This window comes from Streptomyces sp. NPDC030799, assembly GCF_055572255.1.
On sequence record NZ_JBVIDS010000005.1, the window covers coordinates 363,311 to 386,601 of the forward strand.

Below are 23,291 nucleotides of genomic sequence, written 5' to 3' on the forward strand. Positions count from 1 at the left end.
GTTGGCGCTCGACACCGCCCGCCGGCATCGATTCCCGGCGCGCGGAGCACGCGAATCCCCGCCCGACACTCCCGGGCGAACCGGACCGACAGGAAACAGCGAGGCGACATGAGGGAAGCAGTCATCGTTTCGACCGCACGGACGCCGATCGGAAAGGCCTACCGCGGTGCGTTCAACGACACCCAGGCACAGGCACTCGCCGCCCATGCCCTTTCTCACGCGGTGCAGCGCGCCGGGCTCGAAGGAGGCGAGGTCGAGGACGTGATCTTCGGCTGCGCCGCGCAGCAGGGCTCTGCGGGCTTCAATGTCGCCCGTCAGGCCGCTCTCCGTGCCGGACTTCCGGACACCGTGCCGGGAATGACGATCGACCGGCAGTGCTCGTCGGGCCTGATGGCCCTGGCGACGGCCGCCAAGCAGATCGTCACGGACGGCATGCAGATCGCCGTCGGCGGCGGTGTCGAGTCGATCTCCCTGGTGCAGAACGACCACATGAACACCCACCGCATGGCGGACCCCTGGCTGGTCGAGCACAAGCCGGCCATCTACATGCCGATGCTGCAGACGGCGGAGATCGTCGCCGAGCGCTACGGCGTGAGCCGGGAACGCCAGGACGAGTTCGCGCTGCTGTCGCAGCAGCGCACCGCCGCAGCGCAGGAGGCCGGCCGGTTCGACCGGGAGATCGTCGCACTCAGCAGCGTCAAGAAGGTCCTCGACAAGCACTCCGGGGAGGTGCGCGACGAGGAGGTCACCCTGACCCGGGACGAGGGCAGCCGCGCGTCGACGACGCTCGAAGGCCTGGCCGCCTTGGCGCCGGTGCTGCCCGACGGTCAGGTGAGCGCGCAGTCCAGCGTGACGGCGGGCAACTCCTCGCAGCTCTCGGACGGGGCTTCGGCGTCGGTGTTGATGGAGTCGAGGGAGGCCGAACGCCGCGGAGTGGAACCGCTGGGCGTCTACCGGGGTATGGCTGTTGCCGGTTGCGGCCCGGACGAGATGGGCATCGGTCCGGTGTTCGCCATCCCGAAACTGCTCAAGCAGCACAACCTGACCATCGACGACATCGGCCTGTGGGAACTCAACGAGGCGTTCGCCTCCCAGGCGCTGTACTGCCGCGACGAACTGCACATCGACCCGGAGCGGTTCAACGTCGACGGCGGCGCGATCTCGGTCGGTCATCCGTACGGAATGACCGGAGCCCGGCTGGTGGGGCATGCCCTGATCGAGGGCAAGCGCCGAGGTGTCCGGTACGTGGTGATCTCGATGTGCATCGGCGGCGGAATGGGCGCCGCCGGACTGTTCGAGGTCGTCTGAACGCGTGCAGCCCTGCCGGACGCAAGCCAACTACAAGAGAGGCGTGGACATCGTGTCGAACCTGGTGGAAAAGACCCGAACCGCGGTCCTGGTGGACTTCGGCGGGGTCATCACCTCCAGCGTGTTGCGGGCCTTCACCGACTTCGGCGCCTCCCTCGGGGGCGACCCGCGCCTGCCGTTGGACCTCCTCGGCCGGGACCAGCCCTCACGCACGCTACTGGCCGACCACGAGTGCGGCCGTATCGACACGGAAGCCTTCGAGCGAGGATTCGCCGAACGTCTCCGCGTCCACGGCGCCGACGTACCGGCCGAGGGTCTCACGGCCCGGATGCAGGCGGGACTGTCGATCGACCAGGACATGCTCGCCCTGCTCGGTGAGCTCCGGGCCGCCGGCCATCCGGTTGCTCTGGTGTCCAATTCATTCGGCACCGGAACCTACGACGGCGTGGACCTCGCCGCTGTCGCCGATGTGGTCGTCATCTCCGCCGAGGTCGGGATCCGCAAGCCGTCCCGGCGGATCTACGCGCTCGCCTGCGAACGCCTCGGTGTCGATCCCGGGGAGGCGGTCATGATCGACGATCTGCAGCAGAACCTCGACGGAGCGGCCCGGATCGGCATCGGGGGCGTATTGCACACCAGTGCCGCCGACACCCGCCGACAACTTGCCGAACGCTTCGGGATCACTCCCTGACCTGCCTTGCGGATGTCTGACCATGGCGTCGGATAGAAGTACAGTTCCCAGGATGGACAGCACGTCTCCCGAGGAGATCGACGACGAGAAGGCACCGCCGATGGCGCCCCTCTCGCACCTTCGCGAGCCGCCCACGACGCAGCGCGGAGCGCGTACCCGGGCCGCTCTGGTGAAGGCCGCTCGCCAGGTGTTCGAACGGGATGGCTACCTCGACACCCGCCTGACCGACATCACCAAAGAGGCTCAGTGCGCGGCGGGATCCTTTTACACCTACTTCGCCAACAAGGAAGAGGTCCTTGCCGCCGTCCTCCTGGAGGCGCAGGAGGACATGCTGCACCCCGGCATGGGCCGGGTACAGGGCACCGACGACCCCTATGCGGTGCTTGAGGCGAGCAATCGCGCGTATCTCGAGGCGTACAAACGGAATGCGAAACTGATGGCGCTGCTTGAGCAGGTCGCACAAGTGGAGCCCGAATTCCGGGAGTTCCGCAGCCGGCGCGCCGACGCCTTCATCCGCCGCAACGCCCGCGGCATCGCCGACCTGCAGGCGCGGGGGGTCGCCGACCGTGAAGTCGACCCGATGACGGCCTCCCGCGCGCTGTCGGGCATGGTCAGCGTCATGGCCTACCACGCCTTCGTGCTCGGCGAACGGCAGGAGGACGGCCCACGAGTGGATTTCGACGACCTCGTGTCCACGGTCACCCGGCTCTGGGCGAACGCCCTGAGGTTCCCCGGCCACCGCTGACCAAGCAGCTTGTTCGGGCGCGGTACAGGTCGCGCAGCACGACGCTGCGGCAGATCGCACCGAAGCCCGGCGTCTCGAAGTCCGCTGCGGATCGCCTCATCGATCATCTCGGCCCGTCGCCGGTGTTCCTGGGAACCCCCTGTGTATCCGGCCTCTCTCGCAGCAACCGGTCGGCTTCCGCGCGCCACTGCCGGGCGGCCCGCTCACCGCCCACCCGCCCTGCGTTCTCCACCATCTGGTCGAGCAGGTCGCGCGCGGCCTGCTCCTGGCCCCACACGCGAAGGATCGAGGCCCGCAGCAGGCTGCTGCGGAGCCAGCCCTCGAACGCCTCGTGGCTGGAGTGACCGTGGACGAGCGGGCCGTGAGCCGCCCCGGACTGCCGTAGGGCCCGCTCCACCAGGACGAGGCGGCGGAACGCCCTCGCCGCGAAGGCCAGCAGCGCACTGGCCGAGGCACTGACCTCGGCGACCTCCCGGTGCGGATGGGCGTCCGCCAGCAGGCCGAGTGTCGCTGCGGTGCACTCGAGCATTTCCAACGCCTCGAAGGAATCGCCGGGCTGGAGCACCTCCACAGCGTCTTTCAGTGCCCTCTTGGCCGCGGCCAGTCGTTGCGGGACCTCCTCCGGCCGGGCGCCCAGCGTCGCCCGCAGCTCCGCGGCGACATCGGCGATCCGCGCCGACTCGGCGTCAGGATCGTTTCCCGCCCCGGCCGTGCCGAGCACCTCCTCCAACGCCGCGAGCGCGCCCGCGCCCGCGCCGTCGCCGGCGCCGAGCAGGGCCGGCCCAGCACGCGCCACATCCTGACGGTGAGGCCCGTGACATCCGCCCGGCCGGCCGCGGCGAGCCGGCCGTACGCGTCCACCGCGACGCGCGCCGACTCCGCCGCCCATTCCGCGTTACCGAGCAGCCGAGGGTCTCCTGGGCTTCGACCAGCCGGTCGGTCTCCCGGAACGTCTCCGCCAGCTTGCGCAGCCCTCGACCGGCAACGTGCCCCATCCGGCGAGGACCTCCAGCAGCACCAGACGGTCCCGGATCGCGATCGCCCGCCGTGCCGGTGCCAGGGCGCGCAGAGGATCCTTGTGATTGCGGACCAACGCCGCCTGGTGGCCGTACGCCTGGGCCGGCCGCTCGCTCGCCTCCGCTCTGCCGTCGCGGAGCACGGCGGTCGTGAGCAGCAGGGCTGCCTCCCGGTAGGACGCCAGGGACGCCAGGACCTCGACGTTGCGGTCCATGTCCTCCTCCCCCTGCCCGCGGGAAGCCTGCGGCTGCCGCTCGTGCACGGTTGTGCCACAAGGTGCCCCGAGCGGCTCCCCCGGCCCGATGGAGGTGCCGCTCCATCCTGACCCGTGTGAGCAGACGGTGAAGAAATCGGCACGGGTAATCCCGGATCACTCCTTGGTGATTCAACCAGCGTGCAGGGCTGCACGTTTGCATGTCGGTTGCCTCAGATGTGCGTGAATCTTGTGGAGATCGATCATTCCCCCGGCGTCGGGGGCGCATCAAGAGATTGACCTGCTCGTGACAAGTAGGCACTCTCCTGAGCACGCGCAGCGCTGCCGTTCGAACGCACATCCCCCCACTTCACGAGGAGATCCCTCTTGACGGCGCATCACAAACGCATGGGCAAGGCCAAGACCGTCACCGCGGTCGCGGCCGCCGCAACCGTCGTCGGTACCGCCTTCTACGTGTCCCCCGTCGCGCAGGCGGGACAGCCCGCGGAGGGCACGGTCTACGGTCTGCACGCCGAAGGAGCCGTGGCCGGCAGCTACATCGTCCTCATGGACCAGAAGGCATCCGCGGCCGAGAAGCAGGACCTGGCCACCGAGTACGGCGGCAAGGTCAGCCGGACCTTCGGCTCGGCGGTCAACGGCTTCTCCGCCGACAACCTCACCGAGACGGAGGCCAAGCGTCTCGCGGCCGACCCCGCGGTGGCCACGGTCGTCCAGAACAAGAAGTTCCACATCGACGCCACCCAGGACAACCCGCCGTCCTGGGGCCTGGACCGTATCGACCAGAAGGACACGGCCGGCGACGGCAAGTACACCTACCCCGACAAGGCGGGGGAGGGGGTGACCGCGTACGTCATCGACACCGGCGTACGCATCAGCCACAAGGACTTCGAGGGCCGCGCCGGCTACGGGTTCGACGCGGTCGACAACGACGACAAGGCCGACGACGGCAACGGCCACGGAACCCACGTGGCGGGAACCATCGCCGGTACCGCCCACGGTGTGGCCAAGAAGGCCAAGATCGTCGCGGTCAGAGTCCTCGACAACAACGGTTCCGGCACCACGGAGCAGGTCGTCGCCGGCATCGACTGGGTGACCAAGAACCACAAGGGGCCCTCGGTGGCCAACATGAGCCTCGGCGGAGGCGCCGATCCCGCTCTCGACGAGGCGGTCAAGAAGGCCATCGCCTCGGGAGTCACCTTCGCGGTCGCCGCCGGCAACGAGTCGGCGGACGCGGGGCAGGGTTCGCCGGCCCGGGTCCCCGAGGCCATCACGGTCGCGTCCAGCACGAAGGACGACGCCCAGTCGGACTTCTCCAACTTCGGCAAGGTCGTGGACCTGTACGCGCCGGGCTCGGACATCACCTCCGACTGGAACGACAGCGACCAGGGAACCAAGACGATCTCCGGCACCTCCATGGCCACCCCCCACGTCACCGGAGCCGCCGCCGTCTACCTGGCCGCACACCCGGACGCCACTCCCGCTCAGGTCGCCACCGCGCTCACCGGCGCGGCAACCGGTGACAAGATCACCAACCCGAGCAGCGGAACGCCCAACAAGCTGCTGAAGGTGACCGAGTAGGTTCACGAGGACCCTGTGGCCCGGCGGTCCCCCCGGATGTACGGGGGGACCGCCGGGCTCCGTCGTCAGCTGCTGTGGACGCCGACCTCGTACAGCGAATATCCCCACCTGGTGCCACGCTCCGTGCCCGTGATGCGGACGTAGCGCGCCGGTGTGCCGGTGAAACGGGCGGTGTCGAGGCCGCCGTCTCCCGTGGTGGTGGACCAGACCGTCTGCCAGTTCGCGCCGTCCGTCGAGAGCTGGATGCCGTAGGACTTCCCGTACGCGCGCTCCCAGTCGAGCGTGACCCGCCCGACCCGGTGGGTGGACCCCAGGTCGATCTGCAGCCACTGGTCGTCGCTCCAGCCGCTGGCCCAGCGGGTGTCCCGGGTGCCGTCGACGGCGCGGCTCGGAGCGTAGCTCACGAACGGGTTCCACTCGGTCGAACCGGCCGTGGCCGAGGCCCCCTTGGCGAGGTCGACTCCCGCCTGGTGCTGCTCCGTCGCTCCCCACGTGTCGAGGTAGGACTCGGCACCCCGGAAGAGGTCCTGCACCACGTCCTGGCCACCGACGAGGCGGATGTCCTCGATCCAGTCGGGAACGAGGCCGTAGTGCGCGGCGCCGTCGGTGTTCAGGTCCCAGGTGCGCTCACCGGTGGTCTGCCGGTCGATGACCGAGCCGCCGTCGACACTGCGGAAGGGGTACGTGACCTTGTGCGGGGCATCAGCGCCGCGGGGTCCCGGCCAGCCGCCGACACCGTTCATGTCCGTGCCGTACCCGTAGCCGACGCCGTACTTGTCCCGCAGCGCCTTGGTGCGGTTCGCCTCGGCCACGAAACCCTCGGAGCCGTGCATGTACTGGGCGATGAAACCGCCGAGGCCGTAGACCCGTTCGGTCCAGTTCAGGTCCATCCAGCTGTGCGAGGAGATCACCCCGGGGTAGGAGTCTGCCTCGAGGATGTCCAGCGCGCGGCCGACGGCCTTGACGCTCATGTGGTCGATCTCCAGCATCATCTTGCGTTTCATCATGCCGCGCACGGCATACTCGCCGAGGTCGGTCAGCCCCCGGGCGTTGCACTGCGCGTCCGAGTCGTACGAGGGGACCTGCACACCCGCCGGGAGTTTCGCCTCGGCCCCGGCCGCCGCGGCCGAGCCGATGGGGTTGTCGTGCTGTGGACCCGCGCACTTCTCCGTCTTCCAGAAGGTGCCGGTGGACAGGAACTGTCCGACGTTGATGGCCGTTCCCAGTGAGCCCGAGTCGAAGCGGACGCCGCACAGCGCGTTGTCGAACTTGTGGCACAGGAACATGCTGCGCACGCCCAGCGCGTACAGCTCGTCCAGGCCGGCATCGATGTCCTTCCTGTCGCACTGCGGGATGTCCAGGATCTGCTTGCAGCCGAACGGCTCGGAGGTCTCCACTCCGAGGACGACCGCGAGTTTGCCCTGCTTGATGACGTCGCGGGCCTGTGCGCTGTCGGTGACGATCCGGAACCAGCCCTTGCCCGGGCCGCCGTACATCTTGTCGACATAGGCCTGAAGGTCGTACGTCAGCTTCGCCTGCAGCCGGATGGACGTCATCTCGTCGCAGCTGCGGTCCTTGAAGAAGTACACCGAGCAGATCACACCGTTGGTGACGAGGTCGTTCACGAGCACTCGCTGGCCGCCGCGCCAGGCCCGTTCCACCCACGCGTAGTAGTTCTGCTGGTGGGTCAGCGAGTCGTGGGCGGGCCAGTCCTTGAACGTGGGCCAGCCGACCGGGTCGTGTCTGCCGTCACCGCCCTTGGTGATGAAGTCGAAGACGGCCAGCGAGCCGTCGGGGTAGTGCTCGGGACAGTCCTTGAGCGCGTCGGCGATCCCGGCCTCGGAGAAGACCTTCCCGCAGATGAGCCGGCCGCCGAAGGCCTCGTTCGCGAACAGATGGTCGTGGGCGTCGACGAAGCCGCGCACCTCGCCCTTGGCGTCGGTACCCGTGAACGGCTCCCCGGTGACGTTGATCTGGGAGTCCGGCGTCGGCCGTGCGCTCGGCACCCACCACTCGTTGCCGGCCGCCGAACTCGGGGCGGGCCCGAGCACGGCGGCCAGTACGAGGAGGAGCAGCGACACCACGGTGACGTCTTTGCGTCGGCGGTACGGGCGTCTGGTCATGGCCACGGCACACGTCCCTCGGTCGGCGGGATGCGCGGTCGACCGACAAGGAGGTCAGGGCCCGACGACCTCGCGCATACCGGTTTGTCATGCCTATGCAAACCGTGCGCCATGAGGATCGCCAGTGCCGCCTTCCGAGTCAATACTCGGGCTCTCGGTGAGCTTGTTCTTTAAGGTCTGGCCTCGAACGATGCTCTGACGATGCCTGTAGAAGGTGCGCCACGCGGAAGACGTTCGGACAGGATGGACGGGTGATTGACTACGACGACGAGGCCCGAGACTACGACGCGTCCCGTGGCGGTGAGCCGAGAGCCCTGGCCGCGGCAGACGCGGTGGAACTGCTGCTGCCGCAAGGGCCTTGCTCGATCCTGGACATCGCGTGCGGCACGGGCATCGTGACCAGAAGACTGCTGCGTTCGGAGCGGGTGGTGGTGGGTGTCGACCGTTCGCCCGGCATGCTGGGCCTTGCCGGGCGGCGGGTGCCGGGAGGTGTCGTGCGCGGCGACGCCATGCGGCTGCCCTTCGCGTCGGACGGGGTGGACGTCGTCGTGATCGTGTGGTTGCTGCATCTGCTGCCGGACCCCGGATCGGTGCTGGCGGAGGCGGCCAGGGTATTGCGGCCGGGCGGGGTTCTGATCACGACCGTCGACAAGGATGACGCGTACTTCGTCGAGGACAGTGACATCGCCCAAGTCACGGCGGAGTTGCGGCGTCAGTATGCGCCCCGAGTGCCCGACGGTTTCGCCCGGGTGCTTGGTTGGGCGGGAGAGCGGGGGCTGGGCCTTGCCGGGCAGACCGTGTTCCCCGGAACGGGGCAGGGCCGCAGCCCGCGCAGGTGGCGGGAGGTGATCGAGGCGGGCCGCATCCCCTGGTGCTCGCGCGCGACCGCGGGCCAGGTGAACGACGTATGCAGACGGCTCGCTGAGCTTCCAAAACAGGACACGGCCCGACCTGATCCGCTGTACCGGCTCGTAGCCTTGAAGGCGTGACGTTGCGTCGGCTGAGGTGGGCTCTGGCCTCGAACAAGGTCCCGAACGTGCTCGCCCGTATGGGGATTCCCGGGACGTGAACACGGCCTTCGTCCGATCATGTGCTCCGACCAAGGTGCACCGATCAAGACGAAGGCCGTGAGGGTGAGTCTGCTGCCTGACACCGGTCCCGGGGACGCGTTCGCGAAAGCGTCACGCTTCCGGGACGACTTATTCGACTGCCTGACCGCACGCGGGGACGAACTGTTCGAGTTGGTGGACGCGTTGCTGTGTGCGGACGGGCCGGTGAGGGCGCCGGTGGACCTGACGCTGGTTGCCGAGCACCGACGCGGGCACGGTGCCATGTACGACGCCCTGAACAGCGGGAACGTGGACGTTCCCCGGCTGCGGCGGGTACTGGCCGGCCTGCCCGTGCCGCAGGCCGCCGACGGGCGTCTGGTCCTCGCCGTTGACATCAGCAACTGGCTCCGCCCCGACGCCCCGACCAGCGCAGAGCGTCTGTTCTGCCACGTCACGGCCGTAGCGGACGGTCCTCGGACCAGTTCATACCCGGCTGGCCGTACTCGTTCGTCGCCGCCCTGGAATCGGGCCGGACGTCCTGGGTGCAGCTCCTGGACGCCGTCCGTCTCGGGCCGGACGACGACGTCGCCGAGGTCACCGCCGCCCAGGTCCGCCGGGTGGTCGTGGATCTGATCGAGATGGGCCGCTGGCACGTCGGCGACCGCGACATCCTGGTCGTCTTCGACGCTGGCTACGACGCCCCGCGCATGGCCCACCTCCTGCGCGGACTGCCGGTCGAGGTCCTCGGCCGGATGCGCACGGACCGGGTCATGCGCCGTCCTGCGCCCTCCCGCAAGGAGTTCTACCTGGCCAACCCCTGCGGCGGCCACCCGCCCAAGCACGGCAAGGAGTTCCGCTTCGCCAAGCCGGAGACCTGGAGCGAGCCGGACGCGGCGACAGTGCAGGTCACCGACAGGTACGGCACCGCCAGGGCGATGGCCTGGGACCGCATCCACCCCCGCCTGACCACCCGCTCCGCGTGGATCGACCACACCGGCGAACTCCCCATCATCGAGGGCACTCTGATCCGCCTCCAGGTCGACCGCCTGCCCGGCGGCGGCGACCCACTGCCCCTCTGGCTGTGGTCCTCCGCCACCGGTCCGAGTGGCGAGGACGTCGACGTCCGCTGGCAGTCGTTCCTGCGCAGGTTCGACATCGAGCACACCTTCCGGCTGATGAAGCAGACCCTCGGCTGTACCCGCCCGAAACTCCGCACCCCCGAGGCCGGAGACCGCTGGACGTGGCTGATCATCGCCGCCCACACCCAGCTCCGGCTCACCCGCGAAGCTGCCGCGGACCTCCGCCGCCCCTGGGAGAGGCCGGCCGAGCCCGCACGGCTCACTCCCGCCCGGGTCCGCCGAGGGTTTCGGAACCTCCGCCCGCACCCGCACTGTCCGGCCCGTGCACCGAAACCCTCCACACCCGGACCAGGAAGGCCACTTGGTTCGAAGAACCGCCGCCCCACGACCCACTACGACGTCGGGAAAACGACCAGACGACCCGAGAGCATCATCGAGCGCGACAGCCTCAGAGGTTAAAAGACGAGGTGAGTGCCTGTGCCAGAACCCTTGATCGGTGACTGTCCGTGGCTGGCGAGGCTCTTGACGTCTTCTCCCGACTGAAGCGGGCGCGCCGGACGGGGCAGGCGAGGATCTTCTCCGTCCGCCGTTCCAGGAGCTCAAGTTGCGCGGCGGAAAGCTCCTGGCCGCGCAGGCGCGTCACCAGATCCCGGATGGCCGCGACCTCCTCCGGGGCAGCACGGCACACTGCCCACCGATCCCACGGCTCTCACCTCCGGACGGGCCGAAGGACCGGCACCTCAACCGGCCGGGGAAGCTCCGGCTGGCACGTACCCCGCAGGCTCCGCCGCTGTCCCCATGGTCACCTCGGCTCACTGGTGAACGAACCACGCCGGCCCTCCACACCGACGGCCCGGCCGAAACCCGGAGCGAACCCATCGGCGCTCGCCCGGACACCCCCCTCGACGCTCTCACCACGTCCCGTGGCCACGAACTGGAGGACAGCTGCGACCGCATTCTGGGATTTCTGCGCCGTCGTGGCCGGGACGCCTCAGCCGGGCGGTGCCGACAGGTGGATCAGGATGCCGCACACCTCGTCCACGATCTCCCGGGCCTCCGTCTCGTCCCCGCAGTCGCCCAGCTCGCGCGCCGCCCCTCCGATGACGGTCGTCAGCACGCTCACCCGGACCCGGCCGGCACGTCGCCGCTCGTCCACCTCCAGCAGCCGGGCGTTGCGCCGTACCCATGCGCGGTCCCACTGGCGGCGCAGCGCGTCGAACCCGGAAGGACCGTCGTCCTCCACGAGGAGTCTGCCGAACCTCCGGTTGTCCCAGGCACCCTCCAGATATGCCCTGGCTCCCGCCACGAAGAGGGCGATGGGGTCGTGCACACCACGGCCGCGTTCGGAAGCCAGCGTGGCCGCGGTCCGGCGCTCCTGCTCCTCCCGGAACTCCTCCCACAGGGCGAGGTACAGCCCTCGCTTTCCGCCGTAGTGCTGGAAGAGGCTGCCCACCGGGATGCCGGAGCGCGCCGCGATCTCGGTGAGGCCGGCGTCGGTGTACCCGCGCTCGGTGAACACCTCCAACGCGGCGTCCAGCAGCGCACGCCGGACCGTTCCGCGCTGCCCGGCGAGCTCCTCCGGCAGGCCCGACTCCCCCTTGCCGCCCGGCAGCCGGCATGCCGCCTCGGTTCCGGCGGACTCCACGATGCCGCTCACTGGCAGTCCTCACCTTCCCTGGAGCCGTCGCGGATGGCGAGGGCGACCAGTAGTTCCAGGAGGTCGGCGATCCGGCGCGGATTGCGGCCGGTGCGTTCCTCGATCCGGCGCAACCGGTAGTGCGCCGTGTTGTGGTGCACCCGCAGCCGGTCGGCGGCCAGCCGCAGATTGAGGTCCGCCTCCGCGAAGGCCCGGATGGTGGCGGCCAGCGTGTCGCCACGTCTGCGGTCCTCCTCCAGCAGCACCCGCACCCGGGGATCGACCAGCTGGCGGGCGAGGTCGTCGGCGCGCAGCGCCAGGTAGTCGAACGGGGACAGCCGCGGCAGCGCCGCCACTCCGCCCCCGCTCGGCACCAGGTCGAGGGCGGCCCGCGCCTCCTCGTAGGCGCGCGGCAGTTCGGAAGCCCCCCGGGCGACCGTGCTGATGCCCATGCAGAGCCGGGTGCCCTTCCGCGCGAGCCGCTCCTGCACGGCCTCGAAGTGGGCGCATATGTCGTCCGCGTCCATGCCGGCCCTGAGCACGGGCACGGCCACCACCTCGCCGTGGCGCACGACGACCAGGGTCCTGCCGGCCCAGGGCCCGGCGACGCTGATCGACGCGCTGGTGGCATACCCGTTCTCGGCCGAGGTGTGGTCGCCCGAGTGCGTGTCACCGACGCAGACGGCCACGACCGCCATCATCGGCGAGCGGGGTCCGATGCCGTACGCCTGTGCCGCGGCGAACAGCGGACCGCGTGTCGGTGCCATGCCGGCCAGGAGCTGGTCCAGGAGATCCCGGCGCTCCCGGTCCGCGTCCGCCACCACGTGCTGCTGGTACTCGACGTAGGCCTGCGCGGCATGGGTGCTGGCGTAGTCGACGTACCGCATCAGCGGGGTCACGAGGGACAGCGCAGCCTGCTGGGCCTCGGCGGACGTGCCCGCGCAGTCCAGCATCGCGTCCCACATCACCTGCCGGCCGACCCGGAAGGCACTGATCCAGTCCTCCAGGGCGAACCCGGCGCGGGCTCGGCGCATGGCTGCCGCCCGGCTGAAGACCAGGTCCTCGGCAGCGATGTCGCGGTCGCCGGCGAGCGCCGCCAGCTGCATCCGGTAGTGCTCGAGCACCTGCTCCCGCACCTCGTCGAAGAACCGGTCGTCCTGCAGCGCGTACGACGGGATCTCCGCACGCATCACCTCGACGGCGGTCTCCGCCACCTCCTCGACCCGGTCGTGGACGGCATGCAGGATCCGCCGCCGCTCCCGGCGGAGCGGTTCGGAGAGATCGGGAGTGCCCAAGGCGGGACCGCGAGGCATGGCGCCGATCGTCGCCGTCCGTCTCGTGCTCCGTCAACAGGCTCGGCGTGAGACATCTGCCGCCACCTGTGCGCCGCGCACAGTTCCGTGACCGGCAAGTTGGGTGCTCACACCCAATGTGCGCCGGGAACGCCCCCACCTACTGTGCTGCTCGCCCACCCCCCAGCACGTCGGAAGGGGCGTCATTCATGCTCGCGGTCGACGGTATCACCGTGCGCTTCGGCGGGATCACGGCACTCGACGGTGTCGCGTTCACCGTCGAGCCGGGCACCGCCGTGGGGCTCATCGGGCCGAACGGAGCCGGCAAGACCACCTTGTTCAACTGCCTCACCAGGCGCTGCACCCCGGACGGGGGAGGCGTGCGGTTCGAGGACGAGGACCTGCTGGCCCTCCCTCCGCACGCCGTGGCCGGGCGCGGTATCGCCCGCACCTTCCAGAACCTCGGCCTGTTCCCGCGCCTCACGGTCCGGGAGAACGTCATGGTCGGCGCCCACAGCCGGGGGCGCACCGGACACCTCGCCGCGGCGCTCCGGCTGCCCCGCGTCCGGCGGGAGGAGAGAGAGCTGCGTGACCAGGCGGACGACTTGCTACGACGGCTCGGCCTGGCGGGCGTCGCCGACCACCCCGCCTCAGGGCTGCCGTTCGGCACGCTCAAACGCGTCGAACTCGCGCGGGCGCTCGCGGTCCGGCCCCGGCTGCTGTTGCTCGACGAACCCGTCAACGGGCTCAGCCACGGAGAGGTCGGCGAATTCGCGGATCTGGTCCGGTCGGTGCGCGAGGAGTTCGACCTCACGCTCGTGGTGGTCGAACACCACATGGGGTTCGTGATGGGCCTGTGCGACAAGGTGGTCTGCCTGGACTTCGGCCGTAAGATCGCCGAAGGTGCGCCGGAGGAGATCCAGCACGACCCGGCGGTCGTCGAGGCGTACCTGGGAGCGGCCGCATGAGCGCGCCCACCACCGACCGCACCCAGGCCGAGGCGAGTGCGGAGCCGGACTTCCTGAAGGTCTCCGGCCTGCACGCCGGATACGGCCAGGCCCGCGTGCTGCAGGGTCTCGACTTCTCCGTCGCCCGTGGCGAGGTGTGCGCGATCCTCGGACCGAACGGCGCGGGCAAGACCACGACGCTGCGGGCGCTGTGCGGCATGGTTCGCGGCCGCGGCTCGGTCACCCTGAACGGCACCGGGCTGCTGGGGCGTTCGCCCGAGCAGGCCGCCCGGCTCGGCGTGGCGCACGTCCCCGAGGGCCGGGGCACCTTCAACGACCTGACCGTCGAGGAGAACCTGCGCATCGGCGCCCACACCCGGCGCCGAGGCAGCGCCGGGCGCGCGGCCGTGGCAGCCGACCTGGAACGGATCTACGAATACTTCCCCAAACTGCGTGAGCGGTCACGGCAGGCCGCCGGCAGCCTCAGCGGCGGGGAGCAGCAGATGCTCGCCATCGGCAGGGCGCTGATGCTGCGGCCCTCCCTGCTACTGCTGGACGAGCCGTCCCTGGGGCTCGCCCCGCTGGTCACCCGTGAGCTGTTCGAGATCGTCCGTGCCGTCAACGAGGAGGAACGCACCACCGTGGTCGTCGTCGAGCAGAACGCCCAGCTCGCGCTGGACATCGCGCACCGGGCGCACGTACTGGAGGCCGGCCGCCTGGTGCTGTCCGGACCGGCCGCGCAGATCCGTGAGGACGGGCAGGTCGCCGAGGTGTACCTCGGTGTCTCCGTCCGCTCGGGCAAGGCCGGGTGAGCGCCGTGACCGATCTTCTCCAGCAAGTGGTGGAAGGACTGGGCTCCGGCGCGGTGTACGCCAGCCTGGCGCTGGCCCTGGTGCTCATCCACCGGTTCACGGGGATCGTCAACTTCGCGCAGGGCGAGCTGGCCATGCTCTCCACGTACGTCGCCTGGCAGCTGGTGGCGTCCGGGATGCCGTTCTGGCTGGCACTGCCGGTCACCCTCGGGGTGTCCTTCGCCGGCGGCATGCTGGTCGAGCGGATCGTCATCCGCCCCGTGCAGGGCGCCCCCGAGCTGACGGTGGTCATCGTCACGGTCGGCCTGTTCATCTTCGTCAACGCGCTGGCCGGCCTGATCTGGTCGTTCACCGTGAAGGACTTCCCGCAACCGTTCCCCGACGGCGGGCTCGACCTGGCCGGAGTGCGCGTGGACTGGTCGACGCTCGGAATCCTCGGCGTGGTGGCCGTCGTGATGGGCCTGCTCTACCTGCTGTTCCAGCACACCTCCATCGGCCTGGTGATGCGGGCGGTCGCCTGCAATCCGGCCTCCGCGCGGCTGTCGGGCATCCGGGTGGGGCGGGTGCTGATGCTCGGCTGGGGGCTGGCGGCGACGGTCGGCGCGGTGTCGGGCGTGCTCGTCGCCCCGGTGCTGTTCCTGGAGCCCAACATGATGGGCGGGGTGCTGATCTACGCGTTCGCCGCGGCCACCCTCGGCGGCTTCGACAGCCCGGTCGGCGCGGTCCTCGGCGGCCTGTTCGTGGGCGTCGCCGAGACGCTGACCGGCGCGTACGTGGACGTGATCGGTGAGGACCTGAAGGTGGGCGTACCGCTGGTGATCATCCTGGCGGTGCTGCTGGTGCGGCCCCAGGGCCTGTTCGGACGGGCGGCGGTGGAGCGCGCATGAACACCCTCACAGCGGCACTCGGCACCTCCCGGGCCCGGCGGCTGCGCGCCGCGCTCACCGTACCGGTCATGGCGGCGGTCGTCGTCTACGCACCGTTCTACTTCGCCCCCTTCCAGGTCTTCCAGCTGACCATGGTGCTCCTGTACGCCGTGGCGCTGGCCGGTCTGAACCTGCTGGTCGGCTTCGGCGGGCAGATCTCGCTGGGGCACGGGGCGTTCTTCGCGGCGGGGGCCTACACGGCGGCGGTCATGCTCGACCGGTACGACACCGGCCACCTGGCCACGCTGCCGGTCGCGGCCGCCGGATGCTTCCTGCTGGGCCTCGGGTTCGGGGTGCCCGCGCTGCGGCTGCGCGGGCTGTACCTGGCCCTGGTCACCCTCTCGTTCGCGGTCTTCCTGCCGCCCTTGCTCAAGCGGCTGGAACCGGTGACGGGCGGCTCCATGGGCCTGACCGTGGACAAGCTGCAGCCGCCCGCGTGGAGCGGGCTGGCCGAGGACCAGTGGATGTACTTCGTCGTCCTCGCCGTCACCGCGGTGGCGCTGCTGCTCGCCCGCAATCTGCTGCGGTCCAGGGTCGGCCGTGCCCTGCGCGCCGTGCGCGACAACGAGAGCGCCGCCGAGGTGATGGGCGTGCGGCTGGCGCTGCACAAGACGCTCGCCTTCGCGTGGAGCGCGATGTTCGCGGGCGTCGCCGGGTGCCTGTACACCTGGGTGATCGGCTTCGTCTCGCCCGACTCCTTCAGCTTCGTCCTGTCCATCACCCTGCTGGCCGGCCTGGTCGTCGGGGGGCTCGGGTCGCTGTACGGACCCCTGCTGGGCGCGGCGTTCGTGATGTACGTGCCGAGTGTGTCCCAGGACCTGAGTGAGGCGGCACCGGGCGTGGTGTTCGGCTTGCTGATCATCACGGTGATGTTCGTGGCTCCCACGGGGCTGGCCGGTCTGCCCGGCCGGGTCCTGGCCGCTGTCGCCGCTCGCCCGCCCCGCACCACCGCCACCCCCGACCGGCCGCCCGGGGCCGCGTCCGATGGGGAACCCGAGTCCCGGGCCGGATCCGGAACCGCCCCGCCACCCACCCCTGCGGACCCCGCAGTTGTCGACGCCGAACCCGTGGGCGCACCGCCCCGTACGGAAAAGGAATGAAGCACATGCGCAAGACCACCGCTCTGCGGGCGGCCGCAGCAGCTGCCGCCGTCCTGCTCACCGCAACCGCCTGCAACAGCCGGCGAGGGCAGGACACCGCCCAGGACACCGCCGCGAGCGGTGCGTGCAAGGGCCAGCAGACCACCGGCATCACCGACAGCACCATCAAGCTGGGCGGGATCTATCCGCTGTCGGGACCCGCCTCCGCGTACGGCACGATCAGCAAGGGCGTGGCCGCCTACTTCAAGTACGTCAACGACAACGGCGGCATAGACGGCCGCAAGGTCGAGTTCATCGTCCGCGACGACGGCTACCAGCCGCCCAAGGCGGTCGAGGAGGCCCGCAGACTCGTCGAGCAGGAGAAGGTCTTCGCCGTGTTCCAGACCCTGGGCACTCCCTCCACGGCGGCCGTGTGGGACTACCTCGACAAGCAGAAGGTGCCGCAGCCCTTCGTCGCCACGGGTGCCTCCGTCTGGGGCACGGACGACAAGCACCCCTGGACCATCGGGTGGCAGCCCAACTATGTCGCCGAGGCCCGGGTGTACGCCAAGTACCTCAAGGACACGAAGCCGCACGCCGAGGTGGCGGTCCTCTACCAGAACGACGACTTCGGCAAGGACCTGCTCGGCGGGTTCAAGAAGGCGGTCGCCGGCAGCGGCATCAAGGTGGTCGCCGAGGAGAGCTACGAGGTCACCGACCCGTCCGTGTCGGCCCAGATGGCGAGCCTCGCCCGCTCCAAGGCCGATGTGCTGCTGGATGTCACCACCCCCAAGTTCGGCAGCCAGGCCCTCGCCGCCGACGCCAAGAACACCAAGTGGAACCCGCTGCACATCGTGAACAACGTGTCCGCGTCCGCAGCCGTGCTCCGGCCCGTCGGGTTCAAGAACGTGCAGGGCGTGGTCTCGGCGACCTACTTCAAGGATCCCGCCGACCCGCAGTGGGCGAACGACCCCGACATGAAGACGTACATGAATGCCCTGCACAAGTACGCCCCCGACACCGACCCGGCCAACCAGTTCAACGCCTACGGCTGGGCCGTCGCCTCCAGCCTGCACAAGGCCCTGGACGCGATGAAGTGCCCGACCAGAGAAGGGCTGCGGGACGCGGTGCGCCACCTGAAGGACGTGAAGGTGGGCCTGCTGCTGCCCGGTGTCACCCTGTCCACGGGCCCCGGCGATGCCTTCCCGATCGAGACGATGCAGCTGATGCGGTTCAAGGGCGAGCGGTGGCAGCTGTTCGGCAAGCCGGTGGACACCCGCAAGGAGTTCGGCCCGCTGACGAAGTGAGCCGGCGGGGGCGGTCCCGGTCGATGCCCTGAGCCCTGGGACCGCCCCCGCCCCGTCATCGCAGCCCGGCGCTTCCCGCACCAGGCAGGCGATCGCGGCTTCCCGCTCGCAGTGGCCGGCCAGGAAGTGCCAGGTGTTCGGCGCGAAGGCGCAGTCGGGGTGACGCGGGCCGAGGAGGATCCGGCCGTGCTCGTCCTGGATGTGGAGAGGGACCCCGACGATGTGCAGCCCAGTCCCCGCCGGGGCCTCGCTGTGCAGCGAACGGCCACCGTACGGCGATCCCGTCGCTGCGGGGTGCTCGGCCGCGCGGCGGCGGGTCAGTCCCCGAGTCCGGGCCTCAGGCGGAGCCGGTCGAGCATGTCGACGGTGCACCACTTCAGCAGGACGCCTTCACGAAGGCCCACAGTGTCGGGTCACCACCCCATCGGCCGGCGCAGACCTGGATGGGCACCGCGAGGCCGTCGACGCTCGTCGCATCCTCCACGGCGAAGGGCACCATATCGGTGGGCCTGCCCGCGGCGCCGCGCAAGAGGACCAGCAGCGCCGCACTCCCGCAAGGAGGTGTTCGAGGCTCCCCGCCTCGGCCGGGGTGGGCGCTCGGGTCGCTGTCGCCCTGGGCTCGCCGGCCCCAGCCCGGCTCGGCAAGGCAGACCCACCGCCCTCCATGGCACTCGGGCAGGCCGCACTACTGCACCGCCGCTTCCGCACCCGCCACCACTCTCGACCGGGCCTGGCTCGTGCCCCGTGCACGGCAGCTGCCGGCCTGTCAGATCCCGTGCCTATGCTGTCGCAGAGTTCGATCAAGGAGCGGGGCAGTGCGAATAGAGCGTCACCAGGTGGGCGAGGCCGTCGTGTCGGCAGCACGCGAGGACTTCACAAACCGCATCGGGGGCCAGGTGCGGTCCATGTCGCGGGGTGGCCGGATGGCCACCTACGAATGGCAGTCGATCGCAGACGAGTTCCTCGACTACCTGGGCGCCCTCTCCGTCGAGACACCCGGCCTCGACACCCCGGAGGCCAAGGCCGCCCTCAAGGACGCCTCCGAAGCCGCGGTCGGCGCCGTCGCCTACGCCGCCTACCACCCGCACTGCAGCTTCCAGGTCTTCCTGGAGTACGTGAACTTCGGCATGAGCTACGACCCCGGTGAGGATGCCCCGGAGGAGAGCGTCACGCCCGGGGAGTGGATTGACGCGCTCTGCCTGACGATCCTCAGGGACAAGGCCAAGTGGCATGGGGAGGCCTTCCATTTCGCACGGCAGAAGTTCGCCGAGCAGGCGCAGGGAACGCCCGTCGGTGAGCTCGCCACCGGACTGATGGCCGTGGTCCTGGACGACACCGGCGACGACGAGGAGTACCCGCCGAGCGCACAGGCCAAGCTCGCCGCCGTCGACGCGGCCCTGGACCGCGTCCGCACCCGCGCCCAGGAGACCGGCGAGCCCCTCCTTGACAGGCCGGGCAGCGCGGCGCTGTACACGCTGCGAGCCCTGGCCGCCGAGGACAGGGAGGCCTTCGATGCCGCGCTGGCCGACCTCCTGACCAGGCACACCACCCTGCACGGCCCGGCGGCCTCCCCGAGCAGCCTTCTCCCGCTTGTCCCCATCGCCCTCGCCGCGCTCGCGTACCGGACCCTGGGCTGGGCGCCTGCAGTCCGTACCGACTACCTCCCGCACGCGCTGGTCACCGGCTTCGAGACCCGAGGCCCTCGGGTCGCGGGGTTCGGCCGGGACCGGCGGCCGGACGCAGTGGCCGCGCTCGCCGCGGGCCCGCTGGTGGTCGAGCGGCCGGCCTGCGAGCGGACGGTGAACCCGCGGATCGAGGCCATGTACGACGAACACATCCGGGAGGCGTTCACGCCCGTCGGTGAAGAACCCCTGGACGTCCGGCTGCTGGGCAGTGTCATGGGCGATCAGGAGCGCCTGTTCAAGTGGCGTGCGGGGAGCGCCGGCGGCGTCACGGATGCGCAGCTCGCGAACCTTCGGCTGGCCTCCCAGGCGGGGGCGGCCCTGTTCCGTATCGCCCTAGCTGAACCGGGCACCGAGGCCGAGGTGACCATCGACGGCCGCACGCTGCGCTACCCGGCCGAGCGGGGCGAGGAAGCCGGCGCCGGGAACTGGCAGACGGCCACTGCCCTCGCCCTCATCACCGGCGCACGCGAGGACCTCGCCCCGCTGGTCCTCACCGGCCCCGCCTTCGCCCGCCCGGACGGCTCCGCCTTCAGCGCGTACCGCGAAGCCCTCCACGCCTACCTCAAGGGCACCGACCCCGAGCCGGCCGCGCAGCGGGCGTTGCAGCAGGCCGAGAAGGCCAAGGACGGGGGCTTCGCCATGCCGCCGGCCGTGCTGCTGTCGCAGCTCGTGGAGGGCGACGAGGAGAGCTTCAACCTGGCCCTGGCCGACGCGCTCGAAGCCCACCGCGACTACTACCAGGTCGCCGACCGCGCCAACGATCCGGATGCATCCGTCAACCTCGACATCCTCGCCCTCGCTTGCCACGCTCGCCGCCGCGGCTGGGCCATCCGCGTCGAATCCCCCTACCTTCCGCAGAGTCTCCTGCAGGCCGCTGAACCCTTCTAGGAGCTGGTCCGCACCGTAAGCCCCTACTGGCTCTTTCAGGCGAGGGCGGCACTGGGGCCCCGCACCGCGTCGGCCAGGTCCGCGGACGGCAGGGACTCTGCTTCGGAGAAGCCTCCATCAGATGCTGCGCAACGCGGCCGGAGCCGGGTCACGAGCTGGACGCCGGCCCCTCCGCTCCGTAGCGGAGGCCGTCGAGGAGCAGGTCGAGGAGGCGTCCGGCCCGTTCGCGTTGGTCGGGAGCGCTGGTGATCAGCGCGACGCCGGCCAGGCTGAAGCCGACATCGAAGGGGTCGATGTCCGGGCGCAGGAGACCGGCGTCGGCGCCGGCGTGCAGCAGGGTCCCGAGCGCGGTGCCGAGCTTGTCGAGGGTCTCGGCGAAGGGGTCCGCACCGGATGCGACCGCGGCCCGCAGTGCGTCCGCCATGCCCTGCTTGGCAGCCAGGTAGTCGATGAAGTCGTCCATCCACAGGCGGATCGCCCGGTCGGGCGGGTTGTCGGCGAGCAGCTTCGCGGCGCTGTCGCAGACACGGGCCAGCTCGTTGCGGTAGGCCGCCTCGACGAGCGCCTCGCGCGTGGGGAAGTGGCGGTAGAGCGTGGCCGAGCCGACGCCCGCGGCCTTGGCGATCGTGTCGATCGCGACGTCCGGGCCCTTCTCGGAAAAGGCGCGCACGGCCGCTTCGAGGATGCGCTCCCGGTTACGGCGGGCATCGGCGCGCAACACGCTCGGCTTGGTGGTCAAGGCTGCTCCCTTCATCGGAGGACCAGTCTAACTGGACAACCGGGGAGTTCCCCGCTTACCGTTGCAGATAACCGGGGAACTCCCCGGTTACGGGTATCGGCCCGTTGTGCCCCCAGGCAAGGAAGACCCTCATGACCTCCCCGAAGACCGTTCTGATCACCGGTACGTCCTCCGGCATCGGCCTGGCCGCCGCCATCGGCACCGCCCGGGCGGGCTGGACGACCATCGCCACCATGCGCGACACCGGCAAGGCCGGGGCCCTGCTCCAGGCCGCCGCGGAGGCGGGCATCGCGGACCGGATCCAGGTCAAGCGCCTGGACGTGACCGACTCCGCCGGCATCACCGCCTGCCTGGACGAGGTCGTCGCCGAGCACGGCCGCCTGGACGCGCTGGTCAACAACGCCGGCGCCGCCCAGGTCGGCACCATCGAGCAGAGCAGCGTCGACGACGTCCGCGCGGCCATGGAGGTCAACTTCTTCGGCGTGGTGGCGGTGACCCGGGCCGCCCTGCCGCACCTGCGGGCGTCGAAGGGCCGGGTGATCACCGTCACCAGCGTCGGCGGCGTCGTCGGCCAGCCCTTCAACGAGGCGTACTGCGCGGCCAAGTTCGCCGTCGAGGGCTTCATGCAGTCTCTCGCGCCGGTCGCCGCCACCGTCGGCGTCGATGTCACCGTGGTCGAGCCGGGCGCGGTGGCAAGCGAGTTCGTCGCCAATCTCGGCCTGGACGTCCCGACGCTGCTCGCCTCCGCCGGGCCCTACGGCCCCGCGCTCGAGGCCTACATCACCCGGACCCGGCAGGCGTTCGGGAACGCCCAGACCCCCGCCGAGGCAGCCGCCCCGATCGTCGACGCCCTGACCGTCGCCCGCCCGCCCTTCCGTATCCAGACCTCGCAGTGGGCCCGCGACTTCGTCGCCACCACCCTCGCCGACCTCGACGGCTCCGCCGTCCAGACTCTCACCGGTACCTGGGTGCGCTGACCGCCCCCGCCGCACCCGGTCCGGGGCGAGGGCCGCAGCACACCGGACCCACAACCAACCAGCCACACAGCGCGGGACGACCCGCAACAGCAAGGAAGATCACCATGGAACTCCGCACCCTCGGCAGCCAGGGCCTGACCGTCTCCGCCGAAGGACTCGGCTGCATGGGCATGAGCGCCTTCTACGGCAGCACCGACGAGGCCGAGTCCCTCGCCACCATCGACCGCGCCCTGGAACTGGGCGTGACCCTGCTGGACACCGCCGAGAGCTACGGCCCGTTCATCAACGAGCAGCTCCTGGGCAAGGCCCTCGCCGGCCGCCGCGAGCAGGCCGTCGTCGCCACCAAGACCGGCATCGAGTTCACCGACGACGGCACGCTCGTCGGCCACAACGGGCGCCCCGAATACATCCGTCGCTCCCTGGACCGCTCCCTGCGCCACCTGGGCACCGACCACGTCGACCTGTACTACCTGCACCGGGTCGACCCGCAGGTGCCGATCGAGGAGACCGTCGGCGCCATGGGCGAGCTGGTGGCCGCCGGCAAGGTCCGCTACATCGGCCTGTCCGAGGTCGCCCCGCAGACCATCCGCCGCGCCCACGCCGTCCACCCGGTCACGGCGGTCCAGACCGAGTACTCGCTCTTCGAGCGGGGCATCGAGGACGACGGGGTCACGGCCACCCTGAACGAGCTCGGGATCGGCCTGGTCGCCTACTCACCGCTCGGACGCGGCTTCCTGTCCGGTGCGATCACCAGCCCGGACGACTTCGCCGCCGACGACTTCCGCCGCACCGACCCGCGCTTCCAGGGCGAGAACTTCGCCCGCAACCTGGCCGTGGTCGACGAGGTCCGCCGCATCGCCGCCGCCAAGCAGGTCTCGCCCTCCCAGCTGGCTCTCGCCTGGGTGCTGCACCAGGGCGCGGTCGCCATCCCCGGCACCAAGCGCCGCCGCTACCTGGAGGAGAACGTCGCCGCCACCACCGTGACGATCACCGAGGAGGACGTGGCCGCCATCGAAGCCGTCGCCCCGCGCGGCATCGTCTCCGGCGACCGGTACGCCCCCGAGCTGATGCAGAACCTCAACGGCTGAGCGCAGGGCATGCCGGGAAAGGCCGCCCGGACGCCCCCCACCGTGCGGTGCCCCAGTGGCTCGCTCCGCCGACGCCGCCGCACCACTCCGGAGGCAAGGAATGGCAATCCT

At 70.5% G+C, this 23,291-nt stretch carries 19 protein-coding genes and 1 pseudogene; 14 read left to right on the top strand and 6 right to left on the bottom strand.

Annotation, left to right across the window (positions count from 1 at the left end; all coding sequences use genetic code 11):
• Positions 1–108: 108 nt before the first annotated feature.
• The 3 genes from ACZ41I_RS15200 to ACZ41I_RS15210 are packed head-to-tail and all read left to right on the top strand — an operon-like array spanning position 109 to position 2,744.
• Positions 109–1,308 carry an acetyl-CoA C-acyltransferase gene (locus ACZ41I_RS15200; protein WP_399768048.1) on the top strand — a complete coding sequence of 400 codons (1,200 nt, stop codon included), beginning with the start codon at positions 109–111 and terminating at the stop codon, positions 1,306–1,308.
• 43 nt (positions 1,309–1,351) lie between these two features.
• Entirely contained in the window at positions 1,352–1,999 is a 648-nt protein-coding gene (locus ACZ41I_RS15205; RefSeq protein WP_468323207.1) for an HAD family hydrolase, read from the top strand.
• 52 nt (positions 2,000–2,051) lie between these two features.
• A complete protein-coding gene (locus ACZ41I_RS15210; RefSeq protein ID WP_399768053.1) occupies positions 2,052–2,744 on the top strand; it encodes a TetR/AcrR family transcriptional regulator in 693 nt (230 codons plus the stop codon).
• A 103-nt stretch (positions 2,745–2,847) separates the two neighbouring features.
• Here the strand turns inward: ACZ41I_RS15210 and ACZ41I_RS15215 are convergent, their stop codons facing one another.
• A complete protein-coding gene (locus ACZ41I_RS15215) occupies positions 2,848–3,540 on the bottom strand; it encodes a hypothetical protein (RefSeq protein WP_468514297.1) in 693 nt (230 codons plus the stop codon).
• A gap of 99 nt (positions 3,541–3,639) precedes the next feature.
• Positions 3,640–3,975 carry a hypothetical protein gene (locus ACZ41I_RS15220; protein ID WP_468514298.1) on the bottom strand — a complete coding sequence of 112 codons (336 nt, stop codon included), beginning with the start codon at positions 3,973–3,975 and terminating at the stop codon, positions 3,640–3,642.
• A gap of 387 nt (positions 3,976–4,362) precedes the next feature.
• On the opposite strand from ACZ41I_RS15220, the gene ACZ41I_RS15225 reads away from it, so the two are divergent.
• A complete protein-coding gene (locus ACZ41I_RS15225; protein WP_468514414.1) occupies positions 4,363–5,553 on the top strand; it encodes a S8 family peptidase in 1,191 nt (396 codons plus the stop codon).
• A gap of 65 nt (positions 5,554–5,618) precedes the next feature.
• Here ACZ41I_RS15225 and ACZ41I_RS15230 read toward each other — a convergent pair whose 3' ends face one another.
• On the bottom strand, positions 5,619–7,676 hold the full coding sequence (locus ACZ41I_RS15230) for a galactose-binding domain-containing protein (RefSeq protein ID WP_468323465.1): 2,058 nt from the start codon (positions 7,674–7,676) through the stop codon (positions 5,619–5,621).
• A gap of 251 nt (positions 7,677–7,927) precedes the next feature.
• Between ACZ41I_RS15230 and ACZ41I_RS15235 the strand changes: the two genes are divergently transcribed.
• Both ACZ41I_RS15235 and ACZ41I_RS15240 read left to right on the top strand, forming a co-directional pair.
• Positions 7,928–8,665 (top strand): class I SAM-dependent methyltransferase, encoded by a 738-nt coding sequence (locus ACZ41I_RS15235; protein WP_468325347.1) that lies wholly within the window; start codon positions 7,928–7,930, stop codon positions 8,663–8,665.
• A gap of 144 nt (positions 8,666–8,809) precedes the next feature.
• A pseudogene (locus tag ACZ41I_RS15240) lies at positions 8,810–10,263 on the top strand (NF041680 family putative transposase).
• A gap of 532 nt (positions 10,264–10,795) precedes the next feature.
• Here the strand turns inward: ACZ41I_RS15240 and ACZ41I_RS15245 are convergent.
• Both ACZ41I_RS15245 and ACZ41I_RS15250 read right to left on the bottom strand, forming a co-directional pair.
• Complete coding sequence (locus ACZ41I_RS15245; protein ID WP_363220946.1) at positions 10,796–11,461, bottom strand: TetR/AcrR family transcriptional regulator; 666 nt, start codon at positions 11,459–11,461, stop codon at positions 10,796–10,798.
• Entirely contained in the window at positions 11,458–12,753 is a 1,296-nt protein-coding gene (locus tag ACZ41I_RS15250) for a PucR family transcriptional regulator (protein WP_468323197.1), read from the bottom strand. Before ACZ41I_RS15250 ends, ACZ41I_RS15245 begins: the two co-directional genes overlap by 4 nt.
• Before the next feature lie 188 nt (positions 12,754–12,941).
• On the opposite strand from ACZ41I_RS15250, the gene ACZ41I_RS15255 reads away from it, so the two are divergent.
• From ACZ41I_RS15255 to ACZ41I_RS15280, 6 genes are all read left to right on the top strand, one after another.
• Complete coding sequence (locus tag ACZ41I_RS15255) at positions 12,942–13,700, top strand: ABC transporter ATP-binding protein (protein ID WP_399768066.1); 759 nt, start codon at positions 12,942–12,944, stop codon at positions 13,698–13,700.
• A complete protein-coding gene (locus tag ACZ41I_RS15260) occupies positions 13,697–14,491 on the top strand; it encodes an ABC transporter ATP-binding protein (protein ID WP_399768069.1) in 795 nt (264 codons plus the stop codon). Before ACZ41I_RS15255 ends, ACZ41I_RS15260 begins: the two co-directional genes overlap by 4 nt.
• Positions 14,492–14,496: 5 nt before the next feature.
• Positions 14,497–15,378: a branched-chain amino acid ABC transporter permease gene (locus tag ACZ41I_RS15265; RefSeq protein ID WP_399768071.1), complete on the top strand. Its 882-nt coding sequence runs from the start codon at positions 14,497–14,499 to the stop codon at positions 15,376–15,378.
• Positions 15,375–16,517 (top strand): branched-chain amino acid ABC transporter permease, encoded by a 1,143-nt coding sequence (locus ACZ41I_RS15270; protein ID WP_399768075.1) that lies wholly within the window; start codon positions 15,375–15,377, stop codon positions 16,515–16,517. Before ACZ41I_RS15265 ends, ACZ41I_RS15270 begins: the two co-directional genes overlap by 4 nt.
• A gap of 5 nt (positions 16,518–16,522) precedes the next feature.
• On the top strand, positions 16,523–17,803 hold the full coding sequence (locus ACZ41I_RS15275; RefSeq protein ID WP_468514299.1) for an ABC transporter substrate-binding protein: 1,281 nt from the start codon (positions 16,523–16,525) through the stop codon (positions 17,801–17,803).
• Between the two features lie 836 nt (positions 17,804–18,639).
• Positions 18,640–20,376 (top strand): immunity 49 family protein, encoded by a 1,737-nt coding sequence (locus ACZ41I_RS15280; protein ID WP_468514415.1) that lies wholly within the window; start codon positions 18,640–18,642, stop codon positions 20,374–20,376.
• A gap of 148 nt (positions 20,377–20,524) precedes the next feature.
• Here ACZ41I_RS15280 and ACZ41I_RS15285 read toward each other — a convergent pair whose 3' ends face one another.
• Positions 20,525–21,115, bottom strand: coding sequence for a TetR/AcrR family transcriptional regulator (locus ACZ41I_RS15285; protein WP_468514300.1), 591 nt, complete (start codon positions 21,113–21,115; stop codon positions 20,525–20,527).
• Between the two features lie 131 nt (positions 21,116–21,246).
• Between ACZ41I_RS15285 and ACZ41I_RS15290 the strand changes: the two genes are divergently transcribed.
• The gene (locus ACZ41I_RS15290) at positions 21,247–22,092 is read left to right on the top strand and encodes an SDR family oxidoreductase (protein WP_468514301.1); all 846 of its coding nucleotides are present in this window, start codon (positions 21,247–21,249) and stop codon (positions 22,090–22,092) included.
• Positions 22,093–22,196: 104 nt separating this feature from the next.
• Complete coding sequence (locus tag ACZ41I_RS15295) at positions 22,197–23,180, top strand: aldo/keto reductase (protein WP_399768086.1); 984 nt, start codon at positions 22,197–22,199, stop codon at positions 23,178–23,180.
• Positions 23,181–23,291: the final 111 nt, after the last annotated feature.